The organism is Leclercia sp. M50 (assembly GCF_037150775.1).
Lineage (GTDB): Bacteria > Pseudomonadota > Gammaproteobacteria > Enterobacterales > Enterobacteriaceae > Enterobacter.
Map to the genome: position 1 here is coordinate 22,067 of NZ_JBBCPK010000022.1, position 23,497 is coordinate 45,563.

At 58.5% G+C, this 23,497-nt stretch carries 19 protein-coding genes; 10 read left to right on the top strand and 9 right to left on the bottom strand.

Translation table 11 applies throughout. The features are described from left to right. Nucleotides 1-25 precede the first annotated feature (25 nt). The 3 genes from ypfJ to ypfH all read left to right on the top strand — a co-directional run bounded on the left by ypfJ (nt 26) and on the right by ypfH (nt 3,674). Nucleotides 26-889 (top strand): KPN_02809 family neutral zinc metallopeptidase, encoded by an 864-nt coding sequence (gene ypfJ / locus WFM46_RS07650; protein ID WP_156655015.1) that lies wholly within the window; start codon nt 26-28, stop codon nt 887-889. 15 nt (nt 890-904) lie between these two features. Then, on the top strand, nt 905-2,905 hold the full coding sequence (locus WFM46_RS07655; protein ID WP_336997371.1) for a tRNA(Met) cytidine acetyltransferase TmcA: 2,001 nt from the start codon (nt 905-907) through the stop codon (nt 2,903-2,905). A 73-nt stretch (nt 2,906-2,978) separates the two neighbouring features. Next, nucleotides 2,979-3,674, top strand: coding sequence for an esterase (ypfH, locus tag WFM46_RS07660; RefSeq protein ID WP_103180674.1), 696 nt, complete (start codon nt 2,979-2,981; stop codon nt 3,672-3,674). Nucleotides 3,675-3,712: 38 nt separating this feature from the next. Here the strand turns inward: ypfH and WFM46_RS07665 are convergent, their stop codons facing one another. Genes WFM46_RS07665 through WFM46_RS07675 form a run of 3 tightly spaced genes read right to left on the bottom strand, consistent with a single transcriptional unit; the run spans nt 3,713 to nt 5,424 of the window. Beyond that, nucleotides 3,713-3,910: a YpfN family protein gene (locus WFM46_RS07665; protein ID WP_039029679.1), complete on the bottom strand. Its 198-nt coding sequence runs from the start codon at nt 3,908-3,910 to the stop codon at nt 3,713-3,715. 26 nt (nt 3,911-3,936) lie between these two features. Then, nucleotides 3,937-5,064 carry a succinyl-diaminopimelate desuccinylase gene (gene dapE, locus WFM46_RS07670; RefSeq protein ID WP_156655013.1) on the bottom strand — a complete coding sequence of 376 codons (1,128 nt, stop codon included), beginning with the start codon at nt 5,062-5,064 and terminating at the stop codon, nt 3,937-3,939. A gap of 3 nt (nt 5,065-5,067) precedes the next feature. Next, complete coding sequence (locus tag WFM46_RS07675) at nt 5,068-5,424, bottom strand: ArsC family reductase (RefSeq protein ID WP_103180672.1); 357 nt, start codon at nt 5,422-5,424, stop codon at nt 5,068-5,070. A gap of 389 nt (nt 5,425-5,813) precedes the next feature. On the opposite strand from WFM46_RS07675, the gene ypfM reads away from it, so the two are divergent. Beyond that, the gene (ypfM, locus tag WFM46_RS07680) at nt 5,814-5,873 is read left to right on the top strand and encodes a protein YpfM (RefSeq protein ID WP_015572204.1); all 60 of its coding nucleotides are present in this window, start codon (nt 5,814-5,816) and stop codon (nt 5,871-5,873) included. Nucleotides 5,874-5,980: 107 nt separating this feature from the next. On the opposite strand, the gene acrD is transcribed toward ypfM, so the two are convergent. Both acrD and narQ read right to left on the bottom strand, forming a co-directional pair. Continuing rightward, nucleotides 5,981-9,094 (bottom strand): multidrug efflux RND transporter permease AcrD, encoded by a 3,114-nt coding sequence (gene acrD / locus WFM46_RS07685; protein ID WP_180209675.1) that lies wholly within the window; start codon nt 9,092-9,094, stop codon nt 5,981-5,983. Between the two features lie 199 nt (nt 9,095-9,293). Next, on the bottom strand, nt 9,294-10,988 hold the full coding sequence (gene narQ / locus WFM46_RS07690) for a nitrate/nitrite two-component system sensor histidine kinase NarQ (RefSeq protein ID WP_180209676.1): 1,695 nt from the start codon (nt 10,986-10,988) through the stop codon (nt 9,294-9,296). Between the two features lie 197 nt (nt 10,989-11,185). Between narQ and aegA the strand changes: the two genes are divergently transcribed. From aegA to WFM46_RS07705, 3 genes are all read left to right on the top strand, one after another. Then, nucleotides 11,186-13,147, top strand: a complete 1,962-nt coding sequence (aegA, locus tag WFM46_RS07695; protein ID WP_336997372.1) for a formate-dependent uric acid utilization protein AegA — start codon at nt 11,186-11,188, stop codon at nt 13,145-13,147. A gap of 65 nt (nt 13,148-13,212) precedes the next feature. Beyond that, nucleotides 13,213-13,788, top strand: a complete 576-nt coding sequence (nudK, locus tag WFM46_RS07700; RefSeq protein WP_103181120.1) for a GDP-mannose pyrophosphatase NudK — start codon at nt 13,213-13,215, stop codon at nt 13,786-13,788. A 125-nt stretch (nt 13,789-13,913) separates the two neighbouring features. Continuing rightward, a complete protein-coding gene (locus WFM46_RS07705) occupies nt 13,914-14,957 on the top strand; it encodes a DUF1176 domain-containing protein (RefSeq protein WP_103180668.1) in 1,044 nt (347 codons plus the stop codon). Between the two features lie 85 nt (nt 14,958-15,042). Here the strand turns inward: WFM46_RS07705 and tkt are convergent, their stop codons facing one another. Together tkt and tal are read right to left on the bottom strand one after the other, a co-directional pair. Further along, entirely contained in the window at nt 15,043-17,031 is a 1,989-nt protein-coding gene (tkt, locus tag WFM46_RS07710; RefSeq protein ID WP_336997373.1) for a transketolase, read from the bottom strand. Nucleotides 17,032-17,050: 19 nt separating this feature from the next. Then, nucleotides 17,051-18,001 (bottom strand): transaldolase, encoded by a 951-nt coding sequence (gene tal, locus WFM46_RS07715; RefSeq protein WP_103180666.1) that lies wholly within the window; start codon nt 17,999-18,001, stop codon nt 17,051-17,053. 290 nt (nt 18,002-18,291) lie between these two features. Between tal and maeB the strand changes: the two genes are divergently transcribed. Further along, nucleotides 18,292-20,571, top strand: a complete 2,280-nt coding sequence (gene maeB, locus WFM46_RS07720) for an NADP-dependent oxaloacetate-decarboxylating malate dehydrogenase (RefSeq protein WP_156655009.1) — start codon at nt 18,292-18,294, stop codon at nt 20,569-20,571. 69 nt (nt 20,572-20,640) lie between these two features. On the opposite strand, the gene hemF is transcribed toward maeB, so the two are convergent. Both hemF and amiA read right to left on the bottom strand, forming a co-directional pair. Beyond that, nucleotides 20,641-21,540: an oxygen-dependent coproporphyrinogen oxidase gene (hemF, locus tag WFM46_RS07725; protein ID WP_103180663.1), complete on the bottom strand. Its 900-nt coding sequence runs from the start codon at nt 21,538-21,540 to the stop codon at nt 20,641-20,643. Beyond that, on the bottom strand, nt 21,540-22,415 hold the full coding sequence (gene amiA / locus WFM46_RS07730; RefSeq protein ID WP_180209678.1) for an N-acetylmuramoyl-L-alanine amidase AmiA: 876 nt from the start codon (nt 22,413-22,415) through the stop codon (nt 21,540-21,542). The genes hemF and amiA overlap by 1 nt, the downstream gene beginning before the upstream one ends. 212 nt (nt 22,416-22,627) lie before the next feature. Here amiA and WFM46_RS07735 point away from each other — a divergent pair, with 212 nt between their 5' ends. After that, entirely contained in the window at nt 22,628-23,053 is a 426-nt protein-coding gene (locus WFM46_RS07735; protein ID WP_032613000.1) for a GNAT family acetyltransferase, read from the top strand. Then, nucleotides 23,040-23,489 carry a DUF2919 domain-containing protein gene (locus WFM46_RS07740; RefSeq protein WP_336997374.1) on the top strand — a complete coding sequence of 150 codons (450 nt, stop codon included), beginning with the start codon at nt 23,040-23,042 and terminating at the stop codon, nt 23,487-23,489. The genes WFM46_RS07735 and WFM46_RS07740 overlap by 14 nt, the downstream gene beginning before the upstream one ends. Nucleotides 23,490-23,497: the final 8 nt, after the last annotated feature.

Genomic DNA, 23,497 nt, shown 5'->3' on the forward strand with positions numbered 1-23,497 from the left:
AGATGATATTTTTCGAGGTGGGATTATGCGCTGGCAAGGGCGTCGTGAAAGTGACAATGTGGATGACAGACGCAGCAGTAGGGGCCCGTCAATGGGCGGCCCGGGATTTCGCCTGCCGGGAGGCAAGGGCGGCATTATTATTTTGCTGGTGGTCGTGGTGGCGGGCTACTACGGGGTCGACCTGAGCGGGCTGTTAACCGGGCAACCGATTCAGCAACAGCAGCAGGCAACGCGCTCCATCAGCCCAAGTGAAGACGAGGCGGCGAAATTTACGTCGGTCATTCTCGCCACCACGGAAGATACCTGGGGCCAGCTGTTTGAAAAAATGGGCCGTACCTACCAGCAACCGAAGCTGGTGATGTATCGCGGCGCCACCCGCACCGGCTGCGGCACCGGACAATCGGTCATGGGTCCGTTCTACTGTCCTGCTGACTCTACCGTCTATATCGATCTCTCCTTCTACGATGACATGAAACATAAGCTGGGCGCCGACGGCGACTTTGCCCAGGGCTATGTTATCGCCCATGAAGTCGGCCATCACGTGCAAAAACTGCTCGGGATTGAACCTAAAGTGCGTCAGCTGCAGCAGAATGCCAGCGAGAAAGAGGTGAATGCCCTGTCGGTACGCATGGAACTGCAGGCCGACTGCTTCGCCGGCGTCTGGGGTCACAAGATGCAGCAGGAGGGCGTGCTGGAGGCGGGCGATCTGGAAGAGGCCCTCAATGCGGCCCACGCCATTGGCGATGACCGTTTGCAACAGCAAAGTCAGGGCCATGTCGTGCCAGACAGCTTTACGCACGGTACGTCAGAACAGCGCTATAACTGGTTCAAAAAGGGCTTTGACGGCGGCGATCCGGCACAGTGCAATACCTTCGGCAAGGCGCTGTAATTTTCAATGCCAGGGATGAATTTATCAGGCCTGCCTGAACAACTGGCGCGGGAAGGGCACCGGCGGCTGCTGGTGCTGAGCGGGGATGAAACCTGGACGCAGCAGCAGGCGCGGCTGTTGAAAGCGGAGTATCCCGGGGAGTGGCTGTGGATTGGCGCTGATGCCCCGCAGCCGCCATCCTGCGCGCCCCAGGCGCTGCATCAGCTGCTGGGCCGTGAGTTTCTTCACGCTATCTTCGACGCCCGGCACGGCTTCGACGTCTCGGCCTTTGCTGCCGTGGCGGGCACCCTGCGAGCTGGCAGTCTACTGGTTTTACTCACACCCGACCTGACGCATTGGCCAAAGATTCCCGACCAGGATTCGCTGCGCTGGAGCGACAGGCCAGAGCCCATCCCTACGCCGCGCTTTATTGACCGCTTCTGCCGCCACATCCTGGGCGATCCGCTGGTGTTACGCTGGCAGCAGGGCGAGCCTTTTATGCTTACGCCAACGCCACCCGCACCCGACTGGCATCCAGCCAGCGGCGAGCCCCAGAGCGAGCAGGCTGCGATACTGGACCAGCTCATTACCATGCCTGAAGGCGTCGCCGCCGTCACCGCTCCACGCGGGCGCGGCAAGTCGGCGCTGGCGGGCATGCTGTTGCATCGCATTATGGGCAACGCCATTGTCACCGCTCCCGCCAGGGCGGCGACCGACGTCATTGCCCGTTTCGGTGGCGAGCGCTATCGCTTTATGGCTCCTGACGCGCTGCTGGCCTCGGACGAACATGCCGACTGGTTGATCGTTGATGAGGCGGCGGCCATTCCCGGACCGCTGCTGGAGCGGCTGGTGACGCGCTTTCCCCGGGTCCTGCTGACCACCACGGTGCAGGGCTATGAGGGCACCGGCAGGGGGTTCCTGCTGAAATTCTGCGCCCGTTTTGCCGGGCTGCGTTACTTCACCCTCTCCACCCCGGTGCGCTGGGCGGCAGGCTGCCCGCTGGAAAGCCTTATCGCCCAGGTGCTGCTGTTTGATGATGAGCCCGACGAGAGCATCCCGCAGGGGGAGATCAGCTACGCAACCCTGGAGCAGGAGGCCTGGAACCGCGCCCCTGCGCTCCCGGCGGCGGTCTATAAACTGCTTTGCGCGGCCCACTACCGGACATCCCCCCTCGATCTGCGACGCATGATGGATGCCCCCGGACAGCATTTTGCCGTCGCCCGGGCAGGGGAGAGCATCTGCGGCGCGCTGTGGCTGGTGGAGGAGGGAGGCTTAAGCCCGGCGCTCAGCCAGGCGGTATGGGCGGGCTACCGGCGTCCGCGCGGCAATCTGGTGGCGCAATCTTTGGCGGCACACGGGGGCTCGCCCCTGGCGGCAACGCTGAGCGCGAGACGGGTGACCCGCGTAGCCGTTCATCCTGCCCGCCAGCGCGAAGGCATTGGCCGGGCGCTGGTGGCCGCGGCCTGCCAGCAGACGAGCCTCGACTACCTTTCTGTGAGCTTTGGTTACACCGACGCGCTCTGGCGTTTCTGGCAGCGCTGCGGTTTTGTGCTGGTGCGGATGGGGAGCCACCGGGAGGCCAGCAGCGGCTGCTTCACGGCGATGGCACTCCTGCCGCTTAGCCCGGCGGGGCAGGCGCTGTGTCAGCGCGAGCATCAGCGGCTCTGTCGTGATGCCGCAGTGATTGAACGCATGAACGGAGAAAAGATCCCGGTAGAGCCCGCGGGTGAGTCTACCCTTAATGATGATGACTGGCTGGAGCTGGCCGGATTTGCTTTTGCGCATCGCCCCCTCACGGCGTCGTTTGCCAGTCTGACGCGCCTGCTGCGGTCAACGGTTCTGCCCCTGGCAGGCTTGCGGGGCAAAATCGAGCAGGACCGGGACGACGGCGCTCTGAGCCAGAGTCTGGGGCTGAACGGGCGCAAGGCGTTACTGAATTATCTGCGCAGCGAGGCGGGCCAGGCGCTGGCGCAGCTGGACAGTCAGCGCTGTCAGGATCTGAAGCAGACGGTTTTGCAATGGCAATTTTTTCAATAACTTCATCAGTAAACTGGCATGTTCATTCTGCCTGTCAGGCGTAGAATCCCGCTTACCCATTAAGGAGACTGCCATGAAACATGACCATTTTGTTGTCCAGAGCCCCGCTATGCCAGCCAAACAGCTTTTGCTGCTGTTTCATGGCGTTGGCGACAACCCGGTCAATATGGGGGAGATTGGCCGCTGGTTTGCACCCCTGTTTCCTGACGCGCTTGTGGTGAGCGTGGGCGCTCCGGAGCCTTGCGGCCCGAACGGCCGTCAGTGGTTTTCCGTGCAGGGCGTGACCGAAGAGAGCCGTCAGGAGCGCGTGGATGCCATCATGCCGGCCTTTGTCGAAACGGTGCGTTACTGGCAGCAGCAAAGCGGTGTGAAGGCGGATGCCACGGCGTTGATCGGTTTTTCCCAGGGAGCGATTATGGCGCTGGAGAGCATAAAAGCGGAGCCAGGCCTGGTCTCGCGGGTAATTGCTTTTAATGGCCGCTATGCGACCTTGCCCGGACAGGCGACCACCAGAACCACTATTCATCTGATCCACGGCGGGGACGATCGCGTGATTGAGCTCTCCCATGCGGTTGCTGCCCAGGAGGCGCTGATCCGCGCGGGCGGTGATGTGACGCTGGATATTGTCGACGATCTGGGGCACGCCATTGACGATCGCAGCATGCAGTTTGCGCTGGATCACCTGCGTTTTACCGTGCCGAAACGTTACTTCGATGAAGCGCTCAGCGGCGGCAAGCCCAATGATGACGACATCGTGGAGTTCTTTTAGCGGATAACCCTCTCCCCGCCAGGGGAGAGGGGCAGGCATTACTTCTTCTGGTCTTTCTTCGGCCAGTCGTCTTCATCATCCCACTTGTCGTTAAAGTCACGATGTGGGGGGAGTTCAGGTTTGTTGGCGAGGAATTTCTTATGGTCAACGCGCTTGAGATCCTTGATCACATTCAGCAGTACGCCTACCAGAAAAACCAGTACCAGGATCCACCAGTATTTAGCCAGCCAGTCCATTCGCTTATCCTTCTTTGGGGCAACCGTCAGGCGACAAGTTGCTCCATGATACGTTGATACATACGGGCCAGCAGTTGCAAATCAGCGGCATTCACGCATTCATTGATTTTATGAATCGTGGCATTCACCGGCCCAAGTTCGACCACCTGTGCACCCATGCGGGCAATAAAGCGCCCGTCAGAGGTACCGCCTGTGGTCAGCAGTTGCGGTTTAATTTCATTATAGTGCGCGATGGCGTTAACCACCGCATCCACCAGTTTGCCGCGCCCGGTCAGGAACGGCTGGCCCGAAAGCCACCAGTCGATGCTGTAGCGCAGCTGGTGTTTCTCCAGCAGGGCCACGACGCGGGCTTTGATCATCTCATCCGTCAGCTCGGTGCTGAAGCGGAAGTTGAACTGCACAAACAGATCGCCAGGAATAACGTTATTGCTGCCGGTACCGGCCTGAATGTTGGCGATCTGCATGCTGGTCGGTGGGAAATATTCATTGCCTTTATCCCACTCAATGCCAACCAGTTCCTCGAGCATCGGCGCGGCGCGGTGTACCGGGTTATCGGCCAGATGCGGATAAGCCACGTGACCCTGGACGCCGTGAATGGTCAGGTTGCAGGTGATAGAGCCGCGACGGCCATTTTTCACCACGTCGCCCACCATTTCGGTGCTGGACGGCTCGCCCACCAGGCAGTAATCCAGACGTTCATTACGGGCCATCAGCGTTTCAACCACCTTCACGGTGCCGTTTTTAGCGCTGGCCTCTTCATCAGAGGTGATTAAAAACGCCAGGCGGCCTTTATGGTTCGGGTATTGCGCCACGAAACGTTCGGCGGCAACCACCATCGCTGCCAGCGATCCTTTCATATCTGCCGCGCCACGACCAAAGAGCATGCCGTCGCGGATGGTCGGTTCGAAAGGAGGGTTGATCCAGCGATCGGCATCACCGGCGGGTACCACATCGGTATGTCCGGCAAATGCCAGGGTTTCACCCTGGCCGCGCCAGGCCCAGAAATTTTGCGTGTCGCCAAAATCCATCGGTTCGACGGTAAAACCAATCGCCCGCAGGCGTTCGATCATCAGAGCCTGACAACCCGCATCATCAGGGCTCAGGGAGGGGCGGCGAATAAGCTGCTGAGTCAGCTCAATGACCGGGCATGACATAGACTACACCTCAATAAAATAGGTTTGGTATTGATTTTCGTTGAAACCCAGCAGCATAGGCTTACCGGGCGCCCAGAGCAATGGGCGTTTGATGATTGCGGGCATTTCCACCATTAATGCGGCTGCGCTGTCGGCATTGTTGATGCTGGCCCGCACACTTTCATCCAGTTTGCGCCAGGTGGTGCCGCGCGTGTTGAGCAGCGCCTCCCAGCCGAGCTCAGCAATAAATTTCTGCATCAAATCAGCATCAATACCGTCGGCGCGATAGTCGTGAAAACGGTACTCAATGTTGTTGTGCTCCAGCCAGCGGCGGGCTTTTTTAATGGTGTCGCAATTTTTAATGCCATACAGGGTGATCATGGTGAATCCTTTTGTCTTAAAAGTGGTCAGTTGCTCAGTAATTTCGATGAATAAACGTTTGTGGAAATAAAACACATTTGTTTTATTACCTTATTGAATATTCAGCAGCGTGACAAATTGCACTTAAGTCCTGAATATAATTTCATCTTTATTGCATAGAGCGCTGATGGCCAAAAATGCATTTAAGAACAGCTACAAAGTTATTTTCCCGGCCCTGATTAAGGTTATTTCAAAATATTGCAGTTGGTCACATAAAATTTAACGCGAAGAGCCCATAGTATCTACAAGCCAGTCGTACCAACGGGGGTAGAGCAGTATCACTGATTAAAAACTCTTCACAATGATGATATATTCTCGTAGAATGGCCGATAATAATAAGAGAGGTAGTTATGATTGAACGTGAACTGGGGAACTGGAAAGATTTTATCGAAGGCATGCTTCGTAAATGACATTCAGCAAGTAACGCAAGAGCACTTAATTTTCTAAATAATAAAAGTGTGAAAATTAACACACAAAAAAGGCGGCCGGTAAGGACGCCTTTTTTATTATCAAGATCTTATTTCTGTTTTTCCTTTAACGGAAAACGTCGCCGTACCAGAACAAAGAACAGCGGAACAAAGTAAATGGCGAGAACTGTGGCCGAAATCATCCCGCCCATCACCCCGGTACCCACCGCATGCTGACTGCTGGAGCCCGCGCCAGAGCTGGTGGCCATCGGCAGAACGCCAAACACAAACGCCAGCGAGGTCATCAGGATGGGGCGCAGGCGCTGGCGACAGGCTTCCAGGGTGGCGGCCATCAGCTCCTGACCTTTTTCATTCATCTCGTTGGCGAACTCGACAATCAGAATGGCGTTCTTCGCCGACAGACCGATGACCGTTAACAGCCCTACCTGGAAATAGACATCATTTTCCAGGCCGCGCATCCAGGTGGCGAGCAGGGCGCCGATAACCCCCAGCGGCACCACCAGCATCACCGAGAATGGCACCGACCAGCTCTCATACAGCGCGGCCAGACAGAGGAATACCACCAGCAGCGACAGGGCGTAGAGCGCCGGAGCCTGGGCTCCCGAGAGGCGTTCCTGATAGGACATGGCGGTCCACTCGAGACCAAATCCGGCAGGCAGCTGCCGCACCAGATTTTCCATCACATCCATCGCGGTACCGGTACTGACGCCCGGCGCGGCTTCACCGACAATCTCCACCGCTGCGTAGCCGTTGTAGCGCTCGAGGCGCGGTGAGCCCGTCTCCCAGCGCGAGGTGGCAAAGGCCGAGAAGGGCACCATGCCGCCCTCTTTATTGCGCACGTACCACAGGTTGATATCGTCCGGCAGCATGCGGTATTTGGCCGCCGCCTGCACGTAGACCTTTTTCACGCGGCCACGATCCATAAAGTCGTTCACGTAGCTCGAACCCCACGCGGTTTGCAGGGTGTCGTTGATATCATCGATGGAGACGCCCAGCGCCTGGGCTTTACGCTGATCGATATCGATCTGCATCTGCGGGCTATCGTCCAGACCGTTGTGACGCACGCGGGTCAGGGAAGGTTCTTCTCCGGCCAGCTCCAGCAGACGGTCGCGGGCGGCCATCAGCGCATCATGTCCGGCCCCGGCGTGATCCTGCAGCTCCATATCAAAGCCCGCCGAACTGCCGAGCCCGCTGATGGCGGGTGGGCTGCTGGCAAAGACCCGCGCCTCTTTAATGCGGCTGAAGGCTTTGGTGGCGCGCTCGATAATGGCAAACGAGCTGCCGGTTGTGGCATCGCGCTCATCCCAGTCTTTCAGACGGACAAACATACGCGCCACGTTCTGTCCGTTCCCGCCCGGGCCGGAGCCGACGGTGGCAAAGACCGACAGCACGTTGTCTTTCTCCTGGTTAAAGAAGTACGACTCCACCTGCTGCACTACCTTCAGAGTCTGCTGCTGGGTCGAGCCGCTCGGTAACTGCACGGAGGTAATAAACATGCCCCGGTCTTCAAGCGGCAGGAACGAGGTGGGCAGCCGCAGGAACATGAAAACCATGCCCCCCAGCAGCAGAATGTAGATCAGCATCCAGCGCAGACTGCGATGCAGAACCCGTCCCACACCCGCTTCATAGCGCGCCGCGTTGCGGTTAAACATGCGGTTGAACCAGCCAAAGAAGCCTTTCTGACCGTGTTGCTCCCCCTTATGCAGGGGTTTAAGCAGGGTGGCGCACAGCGCTGGAGTGAGGATCATCGCCACCAGCACCGACAGCACCATCGCCGCCACGATGGTGATTGAGAACTGGCGGTAGATCGCCCCAGTGGTACCGCCAAAGAAGGCCATCGGCACAAATACCGCCGATAACACCATGGCGATACCCACCAGCGCGCCCTGGATCTGCTTCATCGATTTACGCGTCGCTTCCCGGGGCGAGAGTCCCTCTTCGCTCATGATACGTTCAACGTTCTCCACCACCACGATGGCATCATCCACCAGCAGGCCTATCGCCAGCACCATCGCAAACATGGTGAGGGTGTTGATGCTGTAGCCAAAGGCGTAGAGCACCGTGAAGGTGCCCATCAACACTACCGGAACGGCGATGGTGGGGATTAATGTGGCGCGGAAGTTTTGCAGGAACAGGTACATGACCAAAAACACCAGCGCGATGGCTTCGAGCAGGGTTTTCACCACATCCTCAATAGAAGCCTTCACGAACGAGGTGGTCTCGTAGGCGATTTTGTACTCCAGCCCGTGCGGGAAGTAGTGCGACAGCTCGTCGAGACGGTCGATAACCCGTTCTGCGGTGGCCATCTCGTTGGCGCCGGAAGCCAGCTTGACCCCCAGCCCGGAGGCCGCCTTACCGTTGAAGCGGCTCAGGTAATCATACTTCTCGGCCCCCATCTCCACGGTGGCGACATCCCCCAGGCGCACCTCGGAGCCATCCTGATTGACACGCAGGGTGATGTCGCGGAACTGCTGGGGCGTTTGCAACAGCGACTGGGAGTTAATGGTGGCATTCAGTGCCTGTTTATCCACGGACGGCGTGCCCCCCAACTGACCCACCGCAATCTGGGCGTTCTGCGATTCAATGGCGTCGGTGACATCTTTCGCGGTCATCTGGAAGCTGTTGAGCTTCGCCGGGTCGAGCCAGATGCGCATGGAGTACTGCGACCCGTAGGCGTCGATATCCCCCACGCCGTTGATACGGCTCAGCGGATCCTGAATATTACTGGCGACATAGTCGGCGATATCCTGCTTATCCATTGAACCGTCAGTGGAGACAAAGGCGATGGTCAGGATGTTGGTATCGCCGGTTTTACGCACCGTCACGCCCTGGTTTTGCACCGCCTGCGGCAGCTTACGCAAGGCTGACTGAAGCTGGTTTTGCACCTGCTGCACCGCTTCATCCGGGTCGGCGCCCGCGGTAAAGCTGAGCGTTATCGACGCCTGGCCGGTGGCGCTGCTCTGGGAGGACATGTACATCAGGTTGTCGAGGCCCGTCATATTCTGTTCAATCACCTGGGTAACGGTGTTCTCCAGAGTTTGTGCGGATGCCCCCGGATAGTTAGCCGTGATCCGCACGTTAGGCGGGGCCAGATCCGGGTACTGCTCAACAGGGAGAGAAAAAATAGCCAGCGTGCCGGTCAGGCACAATAAAATTGCCAGCACCCAGGCAAAAATGGGGCGATCGATGAAAAAATTCGCCATTAAAATAGGACCTCGTTTTGCTGCGCATCGTCATTGTAGATAGCCCGCTTCACTCTAGCGGCAAGGGGGATGTCAAACGTGGAGAAATAAAGGAGATAATGTAAATTATCATGCGCTTTTTCCCCGCCATCGCCCTGGTGCAGCGGTGAGTATTGTTCATCTGCGTGGCTGACAGGCGATCCCCCGCCTGTTTTTACCGTTATTTACCCTCGGTTGCGGTCGAAGAACAAAAGCGCACGCTGACCTGGGTACCGCCAGCTGGCGGCTGTGAGAAGCTCAGGGTTCCCCCCAGCCGGTCGGCACGTTCACGCATAATGTTCAGACCGTAGTGGCCCGGAGGTTCGCTGGCATCACCAATGCCGATGCCGTTGTCGCAAATTGTCACCGTGTGCTTGCCATCCGGGGCGGTGATGCAGCAGACCGTGATGTCGCTGGCCTGCGCATGCTTGATGGCGTTCAGTACCGCCTCCCGGACAATCTGCAACAGGTGGACCTGCATCTGTGCATCCAGCGCCAGAGACGAAAGCTGGCAGTCGAGAGTCAGCCGGGCAGCGGTCTGTTTTTGTAAGTCATCCAGCATCTCCTGCAACGCAGCCGGCAGATTGGCCTGGTTCAGCGTCAGGCGGAAGGTGGTAAGCAGCTCGCGCAGCTGGCGGTAGGCGGCATTCAGTGCCTGGGAAAAATCGGTAATGATCCCCTGCGCCGTTTCGTTTTCTTCCGGCACCGCATGTTTGAGCAGCGTCAGCTGGATCCGCAGATAAGAGAGCACCTGCGCCAGCGAATCATGCAGTTCGCGAGCAATAGTGGCGCGCTCCTCCATCAACAGCAGCTGGTGATAGTGCTTCTGCGCCTGGTTGGAAAAGAGGCCGCGGCCAAGCATCGTCGCCACGCTTTTCATCAGCGGCATCGGGACGGGGCGCTGCGCGCTTTGCCAGCGCAGCTCACCGAAGCGGGTCTCCATCATCACTACCGGCAGTACCTGGGTGTCGAGATGCAGTGCGGCTTCGCCCTCCTGCATCTGCCAGCCGTCGCTGGTGTGCAGGGCCAGATACGTGATCCCGGTATATTCGCAGACAATATGCAGGATGTGGCGGAAGCAGTGACTGTCAATCTTGCCGGTGTTCAACGCCTGGGAGCAGGTAAACAGCATCTCCAGCTGCTGGTGGGCTTCGTGCAGGTGATGCGTCTTCTCTTCAACCGAAATCTCCAGCGAGCGGTAGAGGGTGTGCAGCTCCGCCGACATATGGTTAAAGGTGCGGGAGAGCAGGCCAAGCTCATTGGAGAGATCGGTATTCGGCACCGGGGTATCAAAATGACCTTGTTCAATGCGCAGACTGGAGGTGACCAGGTGATTGAGCGGGGCGACAACCTGCTGGCGGATGCGGCGGAGGGTGACAAACACCAGCAGAAAAATACTGGCCCCACCGGCAAAGGAGATGGCGAAGACCAGGGTGATCTTACGTTCGGCATAGTGCTGCAGGGAGAGGACAAAGGCGTCGATACGCGCCACATACTCGTCCATCTGCGCCTGATACCAGGCGTAATCACCCTGAGCGAGTTTCTGATCCACCGCCAGCCACCGGATCTGCAGCTGGCGATACCGCTGCTTAACCTCGTCCGGGACATACCAGCTGTTCAGGGTTTGCAGGGCAGGGGCGTCCAAGGTTTGTTGCCAGATCCGGCGATGAGGCACCAGGTCGACGCTGCCCCGCTGAATGTCGTAACCCAGGCGATAGCTCTGCATCCGTAACGAACCGGCCAGGTTGATGGCTTCAGCATCACGCTGGCCGCTGGCGAGAGTAAACAGCGCAATCGCGCTGGTCAGCAGCGACAGGGCAATGATGGAGAAAAAGGCCCGGGCAAGGCTGCGTGAAACAGGTTGTTTAACTCTCACCGGTCGCGTCCTGATAAGCATTTGTGCAAGGGAATGAAACGTAATTTCACCCGCGCTGAAATAAATTGATCTGATACAGGTTCAGGCGAAATATTTTCCGTTCCTGGGCAAATGAACATTGCCTGTTACCGTTGCGGTGGGTAAATACACTATTCCGTTAAAAGAATAAGGTTATCAGGGCCAGCAAGGGAACCGTCATGAACCGTTTTATTATGGCAAATAGCCAGCAATGTATTGGATGCTATGCCTGCGAGGTCGCTTGCGTCATGGCACATAATAATGAGCAGCATGTCCTCAGCCAGCGCCATTTTACCCCGCGCATCACCGTGGTCAAAGAGGGCAATAAACAGAGCGCCGTAACCTGCCACCACTGTGAAAACGCCCCCTGCGTCCAGAGCTGCCCGAACGGAGCCATCAGCCGCATGCATGACAGTGTTCAGGTGGAGCAGCACAAATGTATCGGCTGTAAAGCTTGTGTGGTTGCCTGCCCGTTTGGCACCATCGAGATTGTCACCACACCGCTGGCGGCTACCGCCCAGAAATGCGATCTCTGCCTTGAGCGCCCGCAGGGGCCCGCCTGTGTGGCGAACTGCCCGGCGGATGCCCTGTCGCTGGTGACCCCCGATAACCTGAACCAGCTGGCCCGCGCCCGGCAAATGCGCACGGCGCGCCATGAGGCCCAGCCGTGGCAGACCCGGGCGGCGAGCGTGACCAGAACAGGTAGCAAACGCGAGCAGCTGGCAGCTACGCCTGCGCGCGGGGAGCCAGATAAGCTTTCCCCTGAGGCGCGGGCGGGCAATTTTAACGAAATTTATCTGCCGTTCCGTCCGGCACAGGCGAAGCGGGAAGCCGACCGCTGCCTTACCTGCGGCGAGCACTCGGTGTGCGAATGGACCTGTCCGCTGCACAATCATATCCCCCAGTGGATCGAACGGGTGAAAGCGGGGGATATCGCAGGGGCGGTCGAGCTCTCTCACCAGACCAACTGCCTGCCGGAAGTAACAGGCCGGGTCTGCCCGCAGGACAAACTGTGCGAAGGCGCCTGCACGGTGCGCGACGTGGCCGGGTCGGTGACCATTGGCAACATCGAACGCTATATCTCCGATCAGGCGCTGGCGAAAGGCTGGCGACCGGACCTGAGCCACGTTACGCCGGTCAATAAGCAGGTGGCCATCATCGGCGCTGGGCCCGCCGGGCTGGCGTGCGCTGACGCGTTGATCCGTCGCGGCGTCAGCGTCACGGTCTTTGACCGCCACCCGGAAATTGGCGGCCTGCTCACCTTCGGTATTCCGGCCTTTAAGCTGGATAAATCCCTGCTGGCCCGCCGCCGGGAGATCTTCACCGCCATGGGCATCCGCTTCGAACTGAACTGCGAGGTGGGTAAAGATATCCCGCTGGCGCAGCTGCTCAGCGAGTACGATGCCCTCTTTGTCGGGGTGGGAACCTATCGCTCAATGAAAGCGGGTATTCCCAATGAAGATGCGCCGGGCGTTTATGATGCCCTGCCGTTCCTGGTGGGCAATACCCGTCAGCTGATGGGGCTGCCGCCGTCGGTGGAAGAGCCCTTCGTCGATACCGCCGGACTCAACGTCGTGGTGCTGGGCGGCGGCGATACGGCGATGGACTGTGTGCGCACCGCTCTGCGCCACGGAGCGGCGAATGTCACCTGCGCCTATCGCCGGGATGAGGCCAATATGCCGGGCTCGAAAAAAGAGGTTAAAAACGCCAGAGAAGAGGGAGCGACCTTTGAGTTTAACGTCCAGCCGGTGGAGCTCACCCTCGATGACGCCGGGCGGGTCAACGGCATCCGCCTGCTGCGCACCCGGCTGGGTGAGCCGGATGCGCAGGGACGCCGTCGCCCGGAGCCCATCGAGGGCAGCGAGTTTGTGATGCCTGCCGGGGCGGGGATTATGGCCTTTGGCTTTAACCCGCATGCGATGCCCTGGCTACAGGCGCAGGGGGTTGAGGTGGATGACTGGGGCAGGATTGCGGCAAGCGTGGAATCGCGCTATCGCTATCAGACCAGCAACCCGCAGATATTTGCCGGTGGCGACGCGGTGCGGGGAGCCGATCTGGTGGTAACGGCGATGGCGGAAGGGCGACACGCCGCCCTGGGGATCGCCGACTGGCTTGGGGTCGCTTCTCCCACCGAACATTAACCCGACGGGCGACAAGGCGGGCTTCGCAGCGTAGTATGGCCAGTATTGAGCGCAACGGAGCCCGTATTACCGTGAAAATTGAATTAATTAAAGACAAGTGCCTTTCGGATAACTATTTCATCCTGCGCAACCTGACCTACGATCTGACGCGGCGTAACGGTGAGGTGGTGCGCCACAAACGCGAAGTTTACGATCGGGGTAACGGTGCCACGGTCCTGCTTTACAACCGTGAGAAGCAGAGCGTGGTGTTGATTCGCCAGTTCCGCATTGCCACCTGGGTGAATGGCAACCCCGACGGGCGCCTGATTGAAACCTGTGCCGGACTGCTGGATAACGATGAGCCGGAAGTGTGCATTCGCAAAGAGGCGATTGAAGAGACCGGCTTTGTCGTCGGCGAGGCACGCAAAGTTTTTGAGCTCTATATGTCTCCGGGCGGCGTAACGGAAATCGTCCATTTCTTCGTGGCGGAATACAGCGACGCCCGGCGCGCCGGAGAGGGCGGGGGCATCGAAGATGAGGAGATCGAGGTGCTGGAGCTGCCCTTTGCTCAGGCATTATCGATGATACAATCGGGTGAAATACGGGACGGCAAAACGGTGATATTATTACAGTATTTGCAAAGTTCCGGGTTAATGGCTTGATCTTGTTGCCGTTAATAAGATGTATTCAGAATAAATCTATCCGATAAATCTGATTGAGCAACCCCGGTCTGAGCAGGAAGATACGCTCTGTCTGTTCAGCTATTGCTTCCGGGATCCTGCTATTCATGCGTCACTGCCTTTTACTTGTTTTCATGCTCAGCGTGCTGCCCGCGACGTTAGCCCGGGCAGCACCTGCACAGCGGTCGTTTATCGACTGGCAGGTGACCTGCAACAACCAGAACTTTTGCATCGCCCGTAATACCGGCGAACATCACGGGCTGGTGATGACCTTAAGCCGCAGCGCGGGTGCAAAAACTGACGCGCTGCTGCGCATCGATCTCGGTGGGCTGGCAACGCCCGATCCTAAACAGCCCGCCATTGCTCCCCGCTTGCTGCTCGACGGCGAGCCGTTGCAGCTTGGCCCCCCGCACTGGCAAATCACCCCCTGGCGTCTGACGACCGACCATGCCGCCACCATTACTGCCCTGCTGACTACGCTTCAGCAAAAAAGGGTCATCACGCTCGCTGGTGGCAAGCAGGTCATCTCCCTGGATGGGATGAAAGAGGCGCTACAGTTTATTGATGCCCAGCAAAAGCGTGGCGGAAGCGAAACCGCGTGGATCAACAAAGGGGCGCAACCCCCGCTGAGCGTACCGCCCGCACCGGCGCTAAAAGAGGTGGCCGTGGTAAACCCGACGCCGACGCCGCTCACTCGCGAGGAGCGCAGCGATCTGCTCGACTATGGCACCTGGCGTATCAACAACAGCCAGTGTTCACTTGACCCGGCGCGTCGTGAAGTGCGGGTCACCGCCCTGACGGATGACAAAGCGCTGCTGATGGTTGGCTGCGAGGCGGGGGCGTACAACACCGTCGATCTGGCCTGGCTGGTCTCACGCAAAAAGCCGTTTGCTTCCCATGCGGTACGTCTGCGCCTGCCGTTTGTTCCCGCCAGCGACAGCAGCGAGATGGAGTTAATGAACGCCAGTTTTGATGAGAAGAGCCGCGAGCTGACGACCCTGGCGCTGGGACGCGGGATTGCCGACTGCGGTATCCAGACGCGCTGGCGTTTTACCGGTCAGCGCTTCCGTCTGGTACGGTATGCGGAAGAGCCAAGCTGTGATAACTGGCATGGGCCGGATGCATGGCCGACGTTGTGGATAACGCGCTAAAATGCCGGGTGGCGCTGCGCTTACCCGGCCCACGGATGACGTTAACCTCCAGGCCCGGCAAGCGCAGCGCCGCCGGGCAAACCCCTTACAGTAAGGCCTGCGCCTTCTCGACCACATTCTCCACCGTAAAGCCGAAGAACGGGAACAGCTTCTCGGCCGGGGCGGATTCACCGTAGCCGGTCATGCCGACAATCTTCCCTTTCAGCCCGACATATTTGTACCAGTAGTCCGCGATACCCGCTTCCACCGCTACACGGGCCGTCACGTCTGATGGCAGCACCGACTCGCGGTACTCTTCATCCTGAGCATCAAAGATATCCGTTGAAGGCAGCGACACCACCCGTACTGCATGGCCTTCGGCGGTGAGCTTCTCCGCCGCCTTGACGGTGATCTCCATCTCCGAACCGGTCGCAATCAGAATCAGATCCGGCTTGCCGCCGCTGTCTTTAAGGATATACCCCCCGCGGGCAATATTTTTCACCTGTTCCGGGGTACGCTCGATCTGCGCCAGGTTCTGGCGGGAGAGGATCAGCGCCGTCGGGCCGTTGTGGCGCTCTATCGCCAGCTTCCAGCCGACAGCGGCTTCAACCTGATCGCACGGTCGCCAGGTGCTGAAGTTTGGCGTCAGACGCAGGCTGGCCAGCTGTTCCACCGCCTGGTGAGTTGGACCATCTTCCCCCAGACCGATGGAGTCGTGGGTATAAACCATGATCTGCCGGGCCTTCATCAGTGCCGCCATACGCGCGGCGTTACGCGCATACTCCACAAACATCAGGAAGGTGGCGGTATAAGGCACAAACCCGCCGTGGTGGGCGATACCGTTGGCAATAGCGGTCATGCCGAACTCGCGCACCCCGTAGTGGATGTAGTTCCCGGCGATATCTTCCTTAAGCGAGGTGGAGCCCGACCAGATAGTCAGGTTACTCGGTGCCAGGTCCGCCGAGCCGCCGAGCAGCTCCGGCAGGATCGGGCCAATAGCGTTAAGGACGTTTTGCGAGGCCTTACGGGTGGCGATTTTCGCCGGATTAGCCTGTAAATTCTCAATCAGCGCCTGGGTGGTCTCTTCCCAGTTTTCAGGCAGGCCACCCCCCATGCGACGGTTGAACTCTGCCGCCAGCTCCGGATGGGCTTTCTGATAGGCAGCAAATTTGTCGTTCCAGGCCGCCTGCGCTTTTTCACCCTCTTCACGGGCATCCCAGGCTTTGTAGATCTCTTTAGGGATCTCAAAGGCCGGGTATTTCCAGCCCAGCTTCTGCCGCGTCAGAGCTACTTCCTCTTCCCCCAGCGCCGCGCCGTGGGACTCTTCTTTGCCGGCTTTGTTCGGGGAACCAAATCCGATGACCGTGCGACAGATTATCAGCGACGGTTTATCGGTTACGCTTTGCGCTTCCTGAATGGCCGCTTTCAGTGCCTCTGGATCGTGGCCGTCAATCTCATGCACCACGTGCCAGTTATAGGCCTCAAAGCGCTTGGCCGTGTCGTCGGTGAACCAACCCTCGGTTTCGCCGTCGATGGAGATGCCGTTGTGATCGTAGAAGCCGATCAGCTTGCCCAGGCCCAGCGTGCCCGCCAGGGAACAGACCTCGTGCGAGATCCCCTCCATCAGACAGCCATCGCCCATAAAGACATAGGTATGGTGATCGACAATCTCATGTCCCGGCTGGTTAAACTGCGCCGCCAGCGTGCGCTCGGCAATCGCCAGCCCGACCGCATTCGCCAGCCCCTGACCGAGCGGCCCGGTGGTGGTTTCAACCCCTGGCGTATAACCCAGTTCCGGGTGCCCCGGCGTTTTTGAGTGCAGCTGACGGAAGTTTTTCAACTCCTCAAGCGGCAGGTTATAGCCGGAGAGGTGCAGCAGGCTATAAAGCAGCATCGAGGCGTGACCGTTAGAGAGAATAAAGCGGTCGCGGTCATACCACGTCGGATCGTTAGGGTTATGTTTCAGGAAGTCGTTCCACAACACTTCGGCAATATCGGCCATGCCCATCGGCGCGCCTGGGTGACCGGAATTGGCTTTTTGCACGGCATCCATGCTGAGGGCGCGAATGGCATTGGCTAACTCTTTACGGGACATAGTTCACTCCATGGCAAGGTTACAGTTTGGCGGCAAGCAGATCTTCGAGTTTGCGCTGGTCGACCGCAAAAAGACGGATCCCTTCTGACAGCTTCTCGACCGCCATGGCGTCCTGATTATGCTCCCAGCGGAATTCGGCTTCGGTCATGGGTTTAGGTTTTGGCAGCACCGTGGAGGAGGGCACCAGACGGCGGATAACCGGCTCATCTTTCTCCTGCAACTCTTTCAGCAGGTTAGGGGAGATGGTCAGCCGGTCGCAGCCGGTGAGGGCCAGGATCTGTTCGGTCCGGCGGAAGCTGGCGCCCATCACGATGGTTTCGTAGCGGTGTTGCTTATAGTAATCGTAGATATTGCGAACGGATTTTACGCCGGGATCCTCATCCACCACATAGGGGTCCATCGGCTGGCGGGCCTGATACCAGTCGTAGATACGCCCGACGAACGGTGAAACCAGATGCACCCCGGCTTCGGCGCAGGCACGCGCCTGAGCGAAGGAGAAGAGCAGGGTCAGGTTACAGTTGATCCCCTCTTTCTCCAGCACTTCGGCCGCGCGGATCCCCTCCCAGGTGGAGGCCAGCTTGATCAGAATGCGCGATTTCTCCACATCCTGCTCCTCGTAGAGCTGCACAATCTGCCGCGCTTTGGCGATGCTCTTCTCCTGGTCGAACGACAGCCGGGCGTCCACTTCGGTAGAGACGCGCCCCGGAATACTTTTCAGAATTTCGCTACCGATATTCACCGCCAGTTTGTCGCTGGCCTCGGCAACCTGTTGCTCTTTGGTCTTGCCACGGGCTTTACCAAACGTAATAGCGTCGTCAATCAGGTGCGAGAAGTGCTCAAGCCCGGCGGCTTTCAGCAGCAGCGACGGGTTGGTGGTCGCATCCTGGGGTTGATAATGGCGAATAGACTCGATATCACCGCTGTCAGCCACGACTGTGGTGAATTGTTTGATGCCGTCTAGTTGGTTCATAAATGATGACTCCTTGAAAATAAAAGAGTTGGTGGAGTGTGTTAGATCACACTTCTGCGAAATTCGCGATGGACTTAACAAAAAAGCATAGCAGACGGACATGGTCTTGCTTCGCTGGGCAGGTAACATGATTGTTATAAATTGATAACAATTTTTGTTTTTGGATAGTGAGACTTTGGCACCCTTCAAAGTTTGAACCGCAGTCAGCAGCGATACTATCCGCCACCCTGGGTGAACTCAGACCATAACAACATCACCCATTTTGAACGACACGTGAAAGGAACCTTACAATGGACGATCAGTTGAAACAGAGTGCCCTCGATTTTCATGAATTCCCTGTACCCGGCAAAATTCAGGTCTCCCCCACCAAGCCTCTCGCAACCCAGCGCGATCTGGCGCTGGCTTACTCCCCGGGCGTGGCTGCGCCGTGCCTCGAAATCGAAAAAGATCCGCTGGCGGCCTACAAATACACCGCCCGCGGCAACCTGGTGGCGGTGATCTCCAACGGCACCGCGGTGCTGGGGCTGGGGAATATCGGGGCGCTGGCCGGTAAACCGGTCATGGAAGGGAAAGGGGTACTGTTCAAGAAATTCGCCGGTATCGACGTGTTCGATATTGAAGTGGACGAGCTCGACCCGGACAAATTTATCAACGTGGTGGCCGCGCTGGAGCCGACCTTTGGCGGCATCAACCTTGAAGATATCAAGGCGCCGGAATGCTTCTATATCGAGCAGAAACTGCGCGAGCGGATGAACATTCCGGTGTTCCACGACGATCAGCACGGAACCGCCATCATCAGCACCGCCGCTATCCTCAATGGCCTGCGGGTGGTGGAGAAAAACCTCTCTGACGTGCGCATGGTGGTCTCCGGTGCGGGTGCGGCAGCTATCGCCTGTATGAACCTGCTGGTGGCGCTGGGGATGCAGAAGCACAACATCGTGGTCTGCGACTCCAAAGGCGTTATTTATAAAGGCCGCGAAGCCAACATGGCGGAGACCAAAGCTGCCTACGCCGTGGAGGATGACGGCAGGCGCACTCTGGCAGAGGTGGTGGAGGGCGCAGATATCTTCCTTGGCTGCTCGGGCCCGAAAGTGCTGAACGAAGAGATGGTGATGAAGATGGCGCGCGCGCCGTTAATTCTCGCTCTGGCCAACCCGGAGCCGGAGATCCTGCCCCCGCTGGCGAAAGCGGTACGCCCGGATGCCATTATCTGTACCGGTCGTTCAGACTACCCAAACCAGGTGAACAACGTTCTCTGCTTCCCGTTCATCTTCCGCGGGGCGCTGGACGTCGGCGCGACCGCCATCAACGAAGAGATGAAGCTGGCAGCGGTTCACGCCATTGCCGAGCTGGCCCATGCGGAGCAGAGCGAAGTGGTGGCCTCCGCCTATGGCGATCAGGATCTGAGCTTTGGCCCGGATTACATTATTCCGAAGCCGTTCGATCCGCGTCTGATTGTCAAAATTGCGCCAGCGGTGGCGAAAGCGGCGATGGATTCCGGCGTGGCAACACGCCCGATCGCCGACTTTGATGCCTACGTCGATAAACTCACCGAATTCGTCTACAAAACCAACCTGTTCATGAAGCCGATCTTCTCCCAGGCGCGCGCGGACGCAAAACGCGTGGTGCTGGCGGAAGGGGAGGAGGCGCGCGTCCTGCACGCCACTCAGGAGCTGGTAAGCCTGGGGCTGGCGAAGCCGATCCTGATTGGTCGTCCGAGCGTGATCGAGATGCGTATCCAGAAGCTGGGTCTGCAGATCAAGCCAGGCGTCGATTTCGAGATCGTCAACAATGAATCCGATCCACGCTTCAAGGAGTACTGGAGCGAGTACTACAGCATCATGAAGCGCCGGGGGATCACCCAGGAGCAGGCGCAGCGGGCGGTGATCGGCAACACCACGGTGATCGGGGCGATCATGGTGCACCGCGGTGAAGCCGACGCGCTGATCTGCGGCACCATCGGTGAGTATCATGAGCACTTCAGCGTGGTGCAGGAGATCTTCGGCTATCGCGACAACGTGCATACTGCCGGGGCGATGAATGCGCTGCTGCTGCCAAGCGGTAACACCTTTATTGCCGATACCTACGTCAACGACGATCCGACCCCGGAACAGCTGGCGGAGATTACGGTGATGGCGGCGGAAACGGTGCGTCGCTTCGGTATCGAACCGAAGGTGGCGCTGCTGTCGCACTCCAACTTTGGCTCATCCAAATCGGCTGCCGCCTGCAAAATGCGCCAGACGCTGGCGCTGGTGCGCGAGCGCGCGCCGGAGCTGATGATCGACGGGGAGATGCATGGCGATGCCGCGCTGGTGGAGAGCATCCGTAACGAGCGGATGCCGGACAGCCCGCTGAAAGGCTCTGCCAACGTGCTGATCATGCCGAACGTGGAAGCGGCGCGTATCAGCTACAACCTGCTGCGCGTCTCCAGTTCAGAAGGGGTGACCGTCGGGCCGGTGTTGATGGGGGTGGCGAAACCGGTGCATGTATTAACCCCGATTGCCTCGGTGCGCCGTATCGTGAACATGGTGGCGCTGGCGGTGGTTGAGGCGCAGACGCAGCCGCTGTAGTGGGGAAGTGTCGGGTGGCACTTTCGCTTACCCGACCTGTAGGTCGGGCAAGCGCAGCGCCGCCTGGGGTTAAACCCAGTCGCGAACCTTAATAAAATCCTTCAGGGCAGCCTCCGGGCTGCCTTCTTTTGGCTCATAGCTGTACTCCCAGCGCACCAGCGGCGGCATCGACATCAGAATCGACTCCGTGCGCCCGCCGGTTTGCAGACCGAACAGCGTCCCGCGGTCCCAGACCAGGTTAAACTCCACGTAGCGCCCGCGGCGATAGAGCTGGAACTCGCGCTCGCGCACCCCGTAATTGTGGTTTTTCCGCCGCTCGACAATCGGCAGGTACGCATCGGTATAGCCCTTGCCCACAGCCTGCATAAAGCGGAACGCGGTATCAAAATCGGGGGTATTGAGATCGTCAAAAAACAGCCCGCCAATGCCGCGCTGCTCGTCGCGATGCTTCAGGTAAAAATAGTCGTCGCACCACTTCTTGTATTTCGGATAGACCTCGTCGCCAAAAGGCTGACACAGATCGCGGGCGGTCTGGTGCCAGTGCACCGCGTCCTCTTCAAAGCCGTAATAAGGCGTTAAGTCGAAGCCGCCACCGAACCACCACACCGGCTCAGCACCCGGTTTTTCGGCGATAAAAAAGCGCACATTAGCGTGGCTGGTCGGTACAAAGGGGTTATGCGGGTGCACCACCAGCGAGACGCCCATTGCCTCAAAGCTGCGGCCTGCCAGCTCCGGGCGGTGCGCGGTGGCCGAGGCGGGCATCGCGTCGCCGTGGACGTGGGAGAAGTTAACCCCGGCCTGCTCGAAGACGCCGCCGTTGCGCAGTACGCGGCTGCGTCCGCCGCCACCGGCCTCGCGTTGCCACTCGTCCTGCTGGAATTCACCGCCATCGACGGCGCTCAGTTTCTGGCAAATGTCATCCTGCAGTTGCAGCAGAAAGGTTTTAACCAGCTGTGCATTGGGTTTCATCAACGTTTCCTGGAGTGCGCTTTCTGGTTATCGAACCAGTTAAAGTAACTGATAATGCCGGAGGCAATCGCGTTGGCGATCTTCTGGCGAAACGCCGTCGTGCCGAGCAGACGTTCCTCTTCCGGGTTGGTAATAAAAGAGGTTTCCACCAGTACTGATGGGATCGACGGCGATTTCAGCACCACAAACGCCGCCTGCTCGGTGCCTTTACTGTGCAGACGGTGTACCGGCTTAATCTTCTTCAGAATATGCGAGCCGAGCGTCAGGCTGTTTTTGATGGTATCCGTCTGAACAAGGTCAAACAGCACCTGCTGCAGGAGATGATCTTTGTCGGTGGTTTTCTTTCCGGCCACTTCATCCGCGCGGTTTTCCCGGTCGGAGAGGTATTTTGCCATGGCGCTACTGGCGCCGCGGTTGGAGAGGGCAAATACCGATGCCCCCGCCGCCGACGGGTTAGTAAAGCCGTCGGCATGTATCGACATAAACAGATCCGCGCCGTGCTTGTGGGCGATCTCCACGCGGTCGTACAGCGGAATGAAGGTATCGCCGGTGCGGGTCAGGCGGGCGTCAATGCCGTTGCTGCGTAAAATCGACCGGACATTTTTTGCAATTGCCAGCACAACGTGTTTTTCTTTCGATCCGTTTCTGCCAATGGCGCCGGTATCAATGCCGCCGTGACCCGGATCGAGCATCACCAGACGCTTCGCGCCGGGTTTTTTGGTTTTGGGTTTACTGTGTCCGTTACTGGTTTTGAGCGTGCTCTCGTCTTTTGCCTGAGCCTGCTTTGCGATGCCCGTTAACGTTAAGGCCGCCAGCCCCGCTTTGAGAACCTGACGACGCGATGTGAGTGCTTTTAATGGTTTGAATGTGCTCATGCGGCCTGAATTGTAAAAATTGGGGTCCTGGTGTTATATCGTATCGTCTTTTCCGTTACGACAGTCCATGTGGCGAATTGTTTTACTTTTCATTTCAATACGTGACAAAGTGCCATTATGCCAAATTTTCAGGCGTTTTTCGCGGGATATTGGCGAAAGCGGGCGTTCGCGTCATAATCACTGTTTTTGAACCCAAAAAGGCGGTTAATACCATGGAGATACGTGTTTTTCGCCAGGCAGACTTCGAAGAGGTGATCACTCTCTGGGAGCGCTGCGAGCTCCTGCGACCGTGGAACGATCCGGAGATGGACATCGAGCGCAAGCTCAATCATGACGTCAGCCTGTTTCTGGTGGCGGAGGTGAACGGCGAAGTGGTAGGCACCGTAATGGGCGGCTACGACGGGCATCGCGGCTCGGCGTACTATCTGGGCGTGCACCCGGAGTTTCGCGGGCGCGGCATCGCCAACGCGCTGCTCAATCGTCTGGAAAAGAAACTGATCGCCCGCGGCTGTCCAAAAATTCAGATCATGGTGCGGGAAGATAACGACATGGTACTGGGTATGTACGAGCGTCTTAACTATGAACATGCCGACGTGCTGACGCTGGGCAAGCGCCTGATAGAAGATGAAGAGTATTGATTTTCACCCGGGCGACTATGACAGCTATGGCCGGGTACGCCTGCCGTTTCTGTTCTGGTGCGTGCTGCTCCTTCAGGCGCGCACCTGGGTGCTGTTCGTGCTGGCTGGCGCCTCCCGGGATCAGGGCAACACGCTGCTGAGCCTGTTTTATCCCGATCGCGATAACTTCTGGCTCGGACTGCTGCCGGGGCTCCCGGCAGTAGTTGCCTTTTTACTGAGCGGGCGGCGTCATCTCTGGCCGCGCCTGTGGCGTGCGCTGCACGGGCTGCTTATCCTTGCCCAGGGTGTGTTGCTGTGCTGGCAGCCGCTGCTGTGGCTGAACGGCGAAGCCCTGAGCGGCCCAGGCATTGCGCTGGTGGTGGCCGATTTTGTGGCGCTGCTGTGGCTGCTGACCCATCCTCGTCTGCGCGCCTGTTTCACCCCCGAGAAAGATTAAACGGCACT